This window comes from Serratia bockelmannii, assembly GCF_008011855.1.
GTDB lineage: Bacteria > Pseudomonadota > Gammaproteobacteria > Enterobacterales > Enterobacteriaceae > Serratia > Serratia bockelmannii.
Map to the genome: position 1 here is coordinate 1,056,097 of NZ_VOUX01000033.1, position 11,978 is coordinate 1,068,074.

The 11,978-nt window shown below is 50.1% G+C and carries 14 protein-coding genes; 10 read left to right on the forward strand and 4 right to left on the reverse strand.

What is annotated here, in order from left to right; translation table 11 throughout:
• Positions 1-418 precede the first annotated feature (418 nt).
• The 4 genes from FOT55_RS21525 to FOT55_RS21540 all read right to left on the reverse strand — a co-directional run bounded on the left by FOT55_RS21525 (position 419) and on the right by FOT55_RS21540 (position 3,989).
• The gene (locus tag FOT55_RS21525; protein ID WP_048762578.1) at positions 419-775 is read right to left on the reverse strand and encodes a helix-turn-helix domain-containing protein; all 357 of its coding nucleotides are present in this window, start codon (positions 773-775) and stop codon (positions 419-421) included.
• Between the two features lie 112 nt (positions 776-887).
• Positions 888-1,751, reverse strand: a complete 864-nt coding sequence (locus tag FOT55_RS21530; protein WP_032754812.1) for an efflux RND transporter periplasmic adaptor subunit — start codon at positions 1,749-1,751, stop codon at positions 888-890.
• Positions 1,748-1,963 carry a DUF1656 domain-containing protein gene (locus tag FOT55_RS21535; RefSeq protein ID WP_032754814.1) on the reverse strand — a complete coding sequence of 72 codons (216 nt, stop codon included), beginning with the start codon at positions 1,961-1,963 and terminating at the stop codon, positions 1,748-1,750. The genes FOT55_RS21530 and FOT55_RS21535 overlap by 4 nt, the downstream gene beginning before the upstream one ends.
• Positions 1,953-3,989, reverse strand: coding sequence for an FUSC family protein (locus FOT55_RS21540; RefSeq protein WP_032754817.1), 2,037 nt, complete (start codon positions 3,987-3,989; stop codon positions 1,953-1,955). The genes FOT55_RS21535 and FOT55_RS21540 overlap by 11 nt, the downstream gene beginning before the upstream one ends.
• A gap of 76 nt (positions 3,990-4,065) precedes the next feature.
• Between FOT55_RS21540 and FOT55_RS21545 the strand changes: the two genes are divergently transcribed.
• The 10 genes from FOT55_RS21545 to FOT55_RS21590 all read left to right on the forward strand — a co-directional run bounded on the left by FOT55_RS21545 (position 4,066) and on the right by FOT55_RS21590 (position 11,911).
• Positions 4,066-4,872 (forward strand): AraC family transcriptional regulator, encoded by an 807-nt coding sequence (locus FOT55_RS21545; RefSeq protein WP_032754820.1) that lies wholly within the window; start codon positions 4,066-4,068, stop codon positions 4,870-4,872.
• Between the two features lie 600 nt (positions 4,873-5,472).
• Positions 5,473-5,667 carry an AlpA family transcriptional regulator gene (locus tag FOT55_RS21550; protein WP_032754823.1) on the forward strand — a complete coding sequence of 65 codons (195 nt, stop codon included), beginning with the start codon at positions 5,473-5,475 and terminating at the stop codon, positions 5,665-5,667.
• Between the two features lie 52 nt (positions 5,668-5,719).
• Positions 5,720-6,307 carry a DUF2857 domain-containing protein gene (locus FOT55_RS21555; protein ID WP_032754824.1) on the forward strand — a complete coding sequence of 196 codons (588 nt, stop codon included), beginning with the start codon at positions 5,720-5,722 and terminating at the stop codon, positions 6,305-6,307.
• The gene (locus FOT55_RS21560) at positions 6,297-6,506 is read left to right on the forward strand and encodes a TraR/DksA family transcriptional regulator (protein WP_022065314.1); all 210 of its coding nucleotides are present in this window, start codon (positions 6,297-6,299) and stop codon (positions 6,504-6,506) included. The genes FOT55_RS21555 and FOT55_RS21560 overlap by 11 nt, the downstream gene beginning before the upstream one ends.
• A 394-nt stretch (positions 6,507-6,900) precedes the next feature.
• The gene (locus FOT55_RS21565; protein ID WP_048762577.1) at positions 6,901-7,122 is read left to right on the forward strand and encodes a hypothetical protein; all 222 of its coding nucleotides are present in this window, start codon (positions 6,901-6,903) and stop codon (positions 7,120-7,122) included.
• 72 nt (positions 7,123-7,194) lie between these two features.
• Positions 7,195-7,839 carry a lytic transglycosylase domain-containing protein gene (locus tag FOT55_RS21570; protein ID WP_032754830.1) on the forward strand — a complete coding sequence of 215 codons (645 nt, stop codon included), beginning with the start codon at positions 7,195-7,197 and terminating at the stop codon, positions 7,837-7,839.
• Positions 7,836-8,114 carry a TrbC/VirB2 family protein gene (locus FOT55_RS21575; protein ID WP_032754832.1) on the forward strand — a complete coding sequence of 93 codons (279 nt, stop codon included), beginning with the start codon at positions 7,836-7,838 and terminating at the stop codon, positions 8,112-8,114. The genes FOT55_RS21570 and FOT55_RS21575 overlap by 4 nt, the downstream gene beginning before the upstream one ends.
• An 11-nt stretch (positions 8,115-8,125) precedes the next feature.
• Positions 8,126-10,873, forward strand: coding sequence for a VirB4 family type IV secretion/conjugal transfer ATPase (locus FOT55_RS21580; RefSeq protein ID WP_087051070.1), 2,748 nt, complete (start codon positions 8,126-8,128; stop codon positions 10,871-10,873).
• A gap of 22 nt (positions 10,874-10,895) precedes the next feature.
• The gene (locus tag FOT55_RS21585) at positions 10,896-11,624 is read left to right on the forward strand and encodes a TrbJ/VirB5 family protein (protein WP_040206876.1); all 729 of its coding nucleotides are present in this window, start codon (positions 10,896-10,898) and stop codon (positions 11,622-11,624) included.
• An 11-nt stretch (positions 11,625-11,635) separates the two neighbouring features.
• Positions 11,636-11,911 carry an EexN family lipoprotein gene (locus tag FOT55_RS21590; RefSeq protein WP_040206878.1) on the forward strand — a complete coding sequence of 92 codons (276 nt, stop codon included), beginning with the start codon at positions 11,636-11,638 and terminating at the stop codon, positions 11,909-11,911.
• The last annotated feature ends 67 nt before the right edge of the window (positions 11,912-11,978 follow it).

An 11,978-nucleotide genomic window follows, 5' to 3' on the forward strand; every position in this document is an offset into this window, starting at 1 on the left:
AAGCATTAGAAAAGTAAAAGCAAAACAGTACTTAAATGCTCGCAACCACGCATATACATTAAAGCCACTCCTTATTAAAGGAGGGTTTAGTCGAATTGCATAGGTTCGATCGAATCCAAAATGCACGAAATAGATTAACCTTAATTTATCCAATCATTAAATACATACATGGGCTCGTAATTATATTCCAATTAATGAATACGAATTTACTTACCAATACATTACACATGCAAAAACACGAAAGCATACATTGCACAGGAAGACTTAGATTCTTTTCAATGAAATAAATGAGTGATTTCATTTCGTTCAATAAATCTATAACTGAGGTACTAAGACCATGATTACCAGATGAACCCCGTCCATAATCCAGATAGTTACTAAAGATTTAAAAGCTCACCTTATGATACGAGTAATTACCTTACTCCAAAGAAGACTTGCTTTTAATATTTACGGCATTTTTTCTATACCGGTGTGGTGGGACATTATATCTTTTTCGAAATGCCCTGGTTAATGATTGCTGAGAGTCAAAGCCAAATCGCATCGCGATGTTTATCAAAGATTCATTTGTTGTGATAACAGCTTCTAAAATAAGATATAATTCTTTCTCTCTGATAAAACCTCCTAGACTCTGCCCTGTTTCAGAAAAAAACAATCTCTGCAAATGCCATTTTGAATATCCGGACTTGATAGCCACATCATCAATTTTTAGTGGCATCTCTATATTTTTGTTTATCCAAACAATTAAGTCATTTACAATATCTTTCCTGTTTTTCATAACCGAAACCTCAGAATTACTCTAACAGAAACACATTCTCATCAGGCATATAGATCAAGAGCTGACAATCCCTAAGTTCTGCATAAATCCTCAATAGAGACCATACTTTTTATTATGGTGTGATGGATATACTCGCAGACAGTCCAGCCACCAATTCAATTCCCTCCGGCAATCTGTCAATATGAATCCGAACCGGGATACGCTGCGCGAGCCGCACCCAGCTAAAGGTTGGCTCGACATTAGGCAGGCCAAGCCCCCCGGTCTCGTCATTGTTATCATCTATTCCGCGTCCGATGCTCTCAACATGACCCGTGATCACCGGCTTAAATCCCATCAGCGTAATGTGTGCAGTATTTCCCGTGCGGATATGTTGCAACTTAGTCTCTTCAAAATAGCCAACCACCCAAAAACTATGGGCATCAATGATGGAAACTTTAGTTTCTCCCGCTGTGGCATAGTCACCAGGGCGAAGCCGCAAATGTGTGACATAGCCCGTAACCGGAGACCGAACAATAGCATGCGATAAGTTAAGCTCTGCAAGGTCCAGCGCAGCCAGTGCACCGTGGTAATTAGCCGCAGCGACGCTGGCTGCGCTGGCTGTTTGTTGTAAATCCTCGCTGGAAATTACCCCTTTAATCTGAGAGCGTCGTCTCGCCGCATCCTGGCGCATCAGCATTTCATGACGTTTCGCCTCAACATCAGCCTGTGCGCTGACCACGGCCAACCTCAACCAGTGCGGGTCAATGGAATAGAGCACATCGCCCCGATTAACCCACTGATTATCGCGGACGGCCACATTCAGCACCGGTCCGGAGACATCCGGCGCAATCTGTACCACATCCGCACGAACTCGACCATCGCGGGTCCAGGGGGTTTGCGCATAATGTTTCCAGAGAATAAAAGCCAAAAGCGTAGCCACCGCCACAGCGCTGAGCGTCAGCACGTAGCGGCCCAGTAGAGAAAGTAACGATTTCATTTAAAAAACCCCAGTTCGGTCAGCCCCTGCAGCAGCAGGTAAAAAGTAATAATGAAGACGGAAAAATCGATCATCGGTCTAAAGGGCAAGCGGCGGTAACCCTTGCTGAATGACAAGATATGTACGATAAATAGCGTACATGTCAGTGCAATGAGGGCAATTACCAACAGACCGGGTACAAAAACGCCCTCAATATTGAAATCATTGATCATTAGCAGGCTCCATTTTCTGAACGCTTAATGCGCAGTAAAGATCAACCAGTTGATCGACATAATGTCGCGATAGTTCATCTGTTACGCTCAAGCTGCGCTCAGTCAGAATGGCGATCCGTTGAAGTAAGGTGTCAATATCTGTCGAGTGTGTAAGAAGGGTGAGTACTTCTTTTATTTCTTTGTTCGCATGCGCATCACATCGGCGTAATCGCATTACACACAGCCCTATGCGCAGGGCGTACAACAAATGATGTGCCCGTTCCGGTGACTGTCCGCTGCGCTGCAAACGCGGCAGTATCAACGCAGCCCGATCGATCATCAGGTTGATCCAGAGAGTTTCATCAGTATTCAGCACACCTTTCACGCTGCGGTTAATATCGCGCTGACATAATTGAAGCAGGCGATTTATTGCCGCATCTGCCTGTACAGTTTGCAGAAAGCCCATGCTGAATACCGCAAAGCCAGTTGCAGAAAATAGTGCGATTGCGGTATTCACCGCCACGGCAAAATCCCCGCTGTAGTGGGCACCCAGCTCGCACAAAATAGGCAGCGTCAGTGTGATCCCCATCGCCATAAACGTGGTAGGCGGTCTGGCCTGGAGCGATCCAGCCAGCAGATAGATCGGAGCTAAAACCGTTACCAGCACGATAAAATCACTGACTTGTGGTAGTAGAACGAAACTGTAGATCAGGCTTATCACAACGCCCCAGAAGGAGCCGATAATGTATTTCACAATATGCGGGGCAGGCGTATCGAAGCCGCCAAACAGTGTGCAACAAACGCCAAGGATAGAAACCGCCGTACCGCCATCAGGCCATGCCGAGAAAATCCACACCATGCAGCCGCTCAGAATGATGGTGAAAGCGCCCAGAGCGGTGCGGGCAGCAGTGAGAGAATCGCGGTGGAATACATACCCTCTCACGGTATTCTTTTCCGATTGCGCAGGCGTCTGCTTCGCGTGATGAATGGCGTCCGAAAGACGATAGCACTGCTGCACAAGGACAATGGCCTCTAACAGGTAGCGCATAAAACTTACACGCAGCGCTTCTTCAAGCGTCAGCTCATACACTGAATAGCGCTGCAGTAATTTTTCACTGCTTTTTTTGAGCGCTTCACCCTCGCTTTTGAATTTTCCTTCATCTTTGCAGGCCAACCAGACCTCAACATCACCCAGCAGAATTTGCACATCGACAGGTATCGTCGCTATCAGCGCTAAACGGTCGCGTAACTCACAGTTAACAATGACTAATCGCGCCAGCCTGTCATGAAGCCTTTTTCTCGCTTGCCGGACCGGTACAGAGAACGCAAAATCATAAGGGACATGATGGCTGATACCCTGCAGGAACTGTAATGCCAGTGCCATATGCAGCGGCCCGGAAGCAGCGTCGGGTTTGCCTGCTAAAGTCTCTGCGATACGCTGTCGCGCCGCGAGTAGCGTCTGCGACAATTTACTGTTGAACTGGCCTGAGATGCGCGCGGGCAATACATAGCGATGAATAAGTGCCGCGCAGAAGATACCGATCATGATTTCCTGTATCCGAGTGATAGCGATGTCAAAAATCGCGCCAGGATCGGATACCGCAGGGAAGCCAATCAGACTCGCAGTGTAACCAGCCAGGACAAAACCATAGGCCCGGGGCGTGCGTTCCAGCAAGGATAAATAGAGGCAGAAGGTAATCCAGCCTGTCAATATCACGCTGCAAAATACGGAGGAATTCGCGAACGTGGGTACAATTAATACCGTTATGCCCGCGCCGACTACCGTTCCCACCAGACGATACAGACTTCTGCTCAGCGATGCTCCGACGGAGGTTTGGGAAACAATATACACGGTGATAATTGCCCAGGAAGGCCGCTCCAGGCCAATTGACAGTGCAATGTAGTATGCGAGCATCGCTGCGGCAAAACTCTTCGCGGAATAGAGCAGAGCGTTCGCATCATTCAGTAGTGAAGGAGAAGCCATACCGCGAAGACGTTGGCATATCGTGTGTAAAAAATGAAAGTAACTCGCGTTAATTTTTTTCATGCCGGAAATTATTACCGGCTTGCATATCCACTTAAATACTCTATTCTGTCAAAAAATACCTAAATGTTGCCAATCTATGTTACCCCCACTCGCCAATACGCTGTTTGATCCGGATGCCACCCCCTGTCCCGCAGTCGCGCGTCATCTGGATTTTGTCGATTACGCGGCCGAAGTGCCTGTGCATACGCACCGCAAAGGGCAATTGATTATTGCCCTCTATGGGGCGGTCATTTGTCGCGCCGAAAATGATATCTGGATCGTGCCGCCTGATTGTGCCGTCTGGATCCCTGGGGGAGTGCCGCACAGCGCCAAAGCTACCTGGAATGCGCATCTCAACTATCTGTTTATCGAACCCGGAGCCGCCGCGTTGCCGGAGCGATGCTGTACTCTGGCAATTTCCAGTCTGATTAAAGAACTTGTTGCCCGTTTAACCCGCGAGGGCGTCGGATACCCACCAGAAAGCCATCTCGCCAGACTGACCAGAGTAACACTTGATGAATTAGCCACCATGCCTCAGCAGAAACTGAGCCTCCCTGTGTCGTCGCATCCTAAAATCCGCGCCATGGCCGATGCTCTGGTCAGTCAACCTGATGACCGAAGCACATTCAAAACATGGGCAAAAAGACTGGCGCTTAGCGAGCGTTCTCTCGCGCGTTTAATGCTGCGCGAAACCGGGTTGACGTTCGGACGCTGGCGTCAGCAACTGCAACTGATAATTGCTCTCCGGGAACTGGCTAGCGGCGTTTCGGTTCAGAATGTTGCAGCTAATCTGGGGTATGAATCGGTTAATGCGTTTATCACCATGTTCAAAAAAACAATGGGAAGTACACCCGCGCACTATTTTGCCGAACGGAAAACAAGCGCACACTTAACCGATATTTAGCGACATCAGGTTATCCAAAAAACCATAGGTGAGTCATAGAGCTGCCATATCCGTCTCCCTGTGCGGGGGATCACACTACAGAATCTTTACGGCATGGAACCTCCAGCCAAGACTATATTGCCTCAGCCGCCTTAACGATAACAAGAATCAAAGGACTTTATTATATCTGTTGGATCGGTCTATACATGATCGGGAAGCACAATCAATTCAGCATTGTGTTAAGGAAGTAGTTGAGCATATATGTTTCGACCACACAGAACACTTCTATGGCGATGCTTCATAGCGCATTACCGCCAGAGTGGTAACGCCCCCCCTGACTGAAATTCACAATGAATGTATTTAACCGCATCTTTTTATTGTCCTCATTATCACGCTAAGTCATGACACCATTGCACCAGCGAAACGCTGAAAACTACACAGCAGCACAACTATCCTTCTCCACATCCTTATACAACTAATAACTTATTATTTATTCACTACAAAACCGTACTAAGGATCTTCCCATCAGTAATAAGGTGCTATCGGCTTTTCCTAAGCTTACTGCTGTGTTCTTTTATTTTCTCTGGACATGCACCAGTCATTCCACAATAGGAGAATACAATGACATCACATCAGTTATTACGTTTAAAACAGGTCGAAGAAAAAACCGGTTTGAAACGCTCTCAAATTTACCTGTATATGAAAAATGGAACCTTTCCACGTTCAATAAAAATTGGCCCGGCCAGTGTGGCCTGGCTCGAATCGGAAATTGATGAATGGATCAGCCTTAAATTGGCCGGACGTTCAAACAGTTAAAAATGTCCGTTTATTTGCTCAACTTTTCCATATAGATTGAGGAGATAACAGAATGATTCCATTAATTAATTACACCATCTTAACTGATGCGTTGCACGCTCTGAAAGTTGGGGATATTCGTCACTGCGAGTCCCTCGGATTCACTTTCGACGAAATGAATGCTCTTAATCAGTTATCACTCGATGAACTGTTTGCTGTCAGCCGGGCGACGGCTCCCTTTGTTTCGGTCAGTGTCCGCCATGATGTCCTGCATCATTTACTGGCGCAGGCCCGACAGGAATACCGACAACAGCAGCAGATTAACCGGGCTATCCGGCTGGGCGGTTCTATCGCGTTGCTCAACCACTACTTTGGCTTGACGTCTAATGATGTCTGCCTTCGCCGACGGCTGCTTGGTGTCAGCGTGCCATATGGACGTACACCTGAGCCGGATGAAGAGACAGATGCCGAGATCTGGCGGCAATGGCAGAAGTGCCGGGTGGAAAGCCTTGAATCCCCCGACGCGCTGATGGCCATGATGCAGGTTACTGAACTCCTGCTACCAAGTTCCCTGGGACTATCACTCACCATGGTATGGAGACGTATCACGCTTTGTGAAAAGGAAGTTGCCGCTAACAGGAGGGCACCACATGCCGGATGAGATCGATCGCGATCAGGAATTTAATGAGCAGCGCCTGGAGGAGATGATTGAACAGAGTCGTTTTAAGCCGGGGTCGACACCATCATTATTTCACTGTCGTGTATGTGGTAAACCCATTCCAGAAAAGCGACGGCAAGCACTGCCGGGTGTAACCACCTGTACGGAATGTCAGGAAAAACTTGAACGTAGTAGCCGCTGACAGGATAAAAAGGACGTGTAGAGATGTTATATCTCTGCATGTCTTTATTATTCACGGTGAATGTTAATACCACTCTCTCGTGTTTTTTAAATCCTCATTATTCTCACTGCATCTTAAATACTCCACTATTTTTCTCTCTTCTTTTTGTTTTGAGTTTCTCATTTATATCCCTCACCAGATATTCGAATCTGAGAACGCCATTACAGCATTAGTCGCCCCTATGGACATTAATTCGTCCTGACAGGGTATTGCTCTTTAACAAAATGGATCGGGCTGTCACGTAACCACAATTCAGGGTGCCGCTGAATGTTCTCGCTGACCCGTTAAAACCGGAATGCAGAACCGGGATGTGACTGGTTTATTTCATTTACTGTTTTTGATCAAAGGAAATTCCATGAGAAAACCCGCTTATCACGTCTTTGTTACCCAGGAAAGCCAGCCCGATGTGCAGGGCGAAACAAACACGTACTGGACAAAAGTTGGCGTGGCCTTCGCGCATAACGGCAAGCCCGGTCTGAATATCGTGCTGATACCCGGTATTGCGGTTTCCGGCAGGCTGGTACTGCTCGAACCGAGAGAAGAAAGCGACATTTCACAGGATGCCGCTGCCACTTAATCCATTTTCTCTTCTTCTCACCCGGCGGCGTACTTTTCTGTAAGCCGCCGGTCTCTCTGTTGCGAGGCCAGCATGCTTTCCACCACTGCCTTTCTGGCACTGGCGGTGCAGTGCGCCGCCAGTATTCACCCGTCCACGTCACTTGATGTCGCACGGGTCGAATCCGGCTTCCACCCCTACGCCATTGCTGAAATCCTGCCAGACAGCCGGGGCGTGATTTCACATTTCCCCTCGAGCCTGCCGGAGGCGATCCTCCTTACCAGACAGCTGGCTGCACAGGGCCGACGCTATTCGGTCGGCCTGATGCAAATCACCAGCATCAATTTCCGCCATTACGGCGTCACGGCCAGCGACCTGCTTAACCCTTGCATCAATCTGTCGGTATTTGAGCGCATTCTCGCCGACTGTTACCGGCGCGGCGGAACACTGAAACGGGCGCTCAGTTGTTACTACTCCGGCAACTTTGAAACCGGCCAGCGGCCGGAATCCGCCTTTAACCAGACCAGCTACGTGCAGCGCATTGGCTATGTCGTCCCGTCCACGCGGAAAGACCGGCAGCGTGCCCCTGACCGGAACGCACAGCCGTCTGTCCGTTATCCCGCCGTTGTGCTGCGCGGCGAGCCTGCCGGTGCCACTGCGCCGATCCTGACTTCCCTGCATTATCCCGGTTCCGTCATTCGCGGCGCTATCCCTGTTATCCCTGATGAGGAGAAATGATCATGCGTAAACGCCGTTACTCCGCTGTTGTTTCCGTGCTGCTGTCTTCCCCGGTGCTGGCGGCGGACAGTGGTTTTAACAAGGCCAATGAAACACTGAGCAATACCTCGACCGGCCTGCTGGGACTGGCCGCCGTCACCATCACGCTGGCGACCATGTGGGTGGGCTACAAGGTGCTGTTCGACGGCAAGAGCCTGCACGACATGCGTAACGTCATCATCGGCGCGATCCTGATTGTCGGTGCATCCGGCTTCGGTGCCTACTGGGCGTCATAAGGGAGGCAACGATGGCTACGCTGAATAAAGCGCTTACGCGGCCTGCCGCCATTATGGGTATTCCTCTTGTGCCGTTCGTTCTTGTCAGCGGGGCCATCGTCCTGCTGGCGGTCTATGTCAGCTATTACCTGGCGGTTCTGCTCATTCCTGCCTGGGCGGAAATGAAAAATAAAGCCCGAAAGGATATTCATTATTTCAGCCTGCTCTGGCTGGCGTTTAAAACCCGTGGACGGCTTTTCACCAATACCCATTTTGGCGCGAATGCCCTTCTGGCAAACCAGTACGATAATGTTGATGTCTCGGAGTTTATTCAGAAAATGAAATTAAACGAGCGTATTACGCTGGATAAATATATTCCGTATTCCTCCCATATTCACCCCTACGTCATCAGAAATCGTCACCGTGATTTTGTTGCCACCTGGGAGCTGGGCGGCACAGTCTTTGAATGTGAAGACGAACATCACCTGACCCTGATGGCCACGCACCTGAATAACGTTATTCGTTCGTATGAGGGGCTGCCGGTAACATTCTATATTCACCGGCTCCGTGAAAAATACCATGATACTTTTGAAGCCCGTTCGGGTATTCCCTTTTCCGATGAGGTAACACGGCGGTATTACCAGCCGGTAAAAGAAAAACCGTTCTGGCGGCACCGGCTGTTTTTTACCGTCTGCTACGCGCCGTTCTCTGCGATTGAGAAAAAAACCATGAAAGCGCAGCCGCCCGGTAAACGCCAGCCAGCACTGGAGGACGCGCTCAAAATCATGCTGGAATACCGCGACGCGCTGGAGTCTGCGTTATCCCGCTATATGGCAATGCCGCTGGGGATATATGAAGAAAACGAGCGGGTGTATTCCTCACAACTGGCGTTCTTTCATCGTCTGCTTACCGGCCAGTGGCAGAAAGTGGCCGTAACGCGCTCACCATTTTATGAAACGCTCAGTACGCCAGACGTCTTTTTCACCACCGACACCGGTGAATGCCAGACGGTCAGCGGTTCCCGCTTCTTCCGCAGCCTCGAGATTAAGGATTATTCCCCGGAAACCCATACCGGTATGCTGGACGCACTGCTGTACGCCGAAAGCGAGTATGTTCTGACGCAGTCCTTTACCTGCATGGCGCGGGATGAAGCGCAGGATCATATCCGGCTGGCGGAAAAACGGCTGAACTCAGCGGACGACGACGCGATTTCCCAGCGCGAAGAGCTGATTGTCCTGCGCGACCTGCTCCAGTCCGGGCATGTGTCGTGCGGTAAATTCCACTTTTCCCTGCTGATCTCCTCAGACAGTGCCGGGCAGGTGGTGAAGGACACTAACGTTCTGGCCCAGCCCTTCGCCGATCTGGGTATTATGACGACGCTCTCCACCCTGTCACTGCCCGCCGCATATCTGGCGCAACTGCCGGGCGTCTATACGCTGCGTCCCCGACTGGTGGCCGTCAGCAGCCAGAATTTTGCCGATATGGCCTGCCTGCATAACTTCCATCCCCACAAACGCAGCGGCAATCCGTGGGGGGAAGCCATCGCCATCCTCACATCGCCCGGCGGTGGCGGGTATTACCTGAACCTTCACGACAGCCAGGCCGGACGGGATGACACCGGTGAGAAAACGCCGGGAAATACGGCGATTATCGGGAAAACCGGCTCCGGCAAAACCCTGCTGATGACCATCCTGCAACAACTGATGCAGAAGTACCGTAACCCGGCGTCGTTTGCGCCTTCTGCCACCCTCAAACGGCTGACCACGGTGTATTTCGATAAGGACCGGGCGGCGGAGATGGCGATCCGCCAGGCGGGCGGGCGTTATTTCCGCATCCGTACCGGCGAGCCCACCGGCTTCAACCCGTTTGCGCTGGAGCCAACCCGCCGGAACATCAGTTTCATCAAACGGCTGGTGCGCATGCTGTGCCGCCGCAACGGTAAGCCGCTCGATCCGCGCGATGAGGAGCGGATCAGTGCCGCCGTTGACACCATCATGCTGGACTATCCGCCGGAGTACCGCCGGTTCGGAATCACCCGGCTGCTGGAAGTGCTGCCGGAGCCGCCGACCACAGACGCCCGCACCAACGGGCTGCGTATCCGCCTGAAACAGTGGGCACAGGGGGGCGAGTTCGGCTGGGTGTTTGATAACGAGGCTGATACTTTCACCATCAGCGATGTCGATAACGTTGGTATCGACGGCACCGAATTTCTGGATGATGACGATATTCGCGGCCCCGTGACCTTTTACCTGCTGTATCGCGTGACCAGCCTGCTGGACGGTCGCCGCCTGGTGATGTTTATGGATGAGTTCTGGCGCTGGCTGTCCGATGTCGAATTTTCCCGTTTCTCGCTCAATATGCTGAAAGTTATCCGCAAGCTGAACGGCATATTCGTCCCCGCAACACAGTCACCGGATGAAATCGTCAGACATCCCATCGCCCCGGCGATTATTGAACAGTGCGGCACCCAGATTTTCCTCGCCAACCCGAAGGCCAGTCATGCGGATTACGTGGAGAAAATGAAAGTGCCGGACAGCGTTTATGAGACTGTCAGGAACCTTGATCCGGGCGAGCATTATATGGTCATCCTGAAAACACCGTTGCGGGCCGGGGAAACCCGCCCGTTTGTGGCGTTGGCAAAAATGGATCTGTCCGGGCTGGGTAAACTCACCCGGCTCCTCAGCGGCAGTGAGGACAACCTGAAAATATTCGATGCCATCTATCAGGACGGTATGCGACCTGATGAATGGAAAGAAACCTTCCTTGAGCGGGCAATCTGATATTAATACGGAGGTCGTTGATATGCGTACCAGATATACCTTTCTGGCATTATCGTTATTTTTCCCGACGCAGACGTTCAGCGCCGGAATACCGGTTTTCGACGCCGTGCAGAATACCGAATCCATTAACCAGTGGATGCAGAAATTACAGCAATGGGAGGATACGGTTACCCATTATAAAAGTGAACTTGATGCGTATAAAAAACAGTTAGCTACTGCAACCGGCGTGCGGGATATTCAGGGTTTTCTCAGCGATGCCCGAAGCCTGAAAACCGATATTGATAATCTCCGTAAGAGCAGTATTTCACTGGATGATCTGCTGACCACGCAAAACAGTTCATATTCTTCTGAACTGCAAAACCTTTACAGTAAATACAAATCATTCAGCGTATGCAGCGAGGAACAGGAAGGGATAAAGTCTCAGGCCCTGGCCGACAGTTGTAAACAGATAATCCTCAATCAGGCAATGGCGATTGAGAATACCACTGACGTTGAAAACAGGATCAACAGCACACTCAGCGATATATCAGACTTATCTGACCGTATATCGAATGCACAGGATTCGAAAGAGTCTCAGGATCTGGCTAACGCCATCGCGGCGAAAAGCGTACAGTTAAATGCGCTGACAAATCAGTGGGAGATGTCTGTCAGACAGGCTGAACAGCGAACGACATTGCTGGAACAGCAAAGACAGAAAGCCTTTGAACAGCAGCAGCTATCGGCACCTGTTGCTGACCTTAATAATTTATAAGGAGGTTATCCGTGGTCAGATCCTTATTCACCTTATGCACACTCTCAGGCGTGATATTACTTTCCGGCTGCAAGGAAACCAAATCCGAAACCTGGTATAAGCAGCATCCTGACGAAACATATGCGGTTTACACGCAATGCCTGAAGGATGGCGAGGCAAGCGATAACTGCGAGTTTGCTCAACGGGCTGCCATTATGTTCGCTCAAATTGGCAAACCCGGAATAAAAGAAAAATTTGAGACATTCTTTCAGCAAGAAGCCGAAAAGAGAAAATCCGTCACACAATAATATCTCCTCCAGCAAAACAGAGAATTCTCCCTGTTTTTTATTTCCTTTCTTTATCTATCAGGTGAGG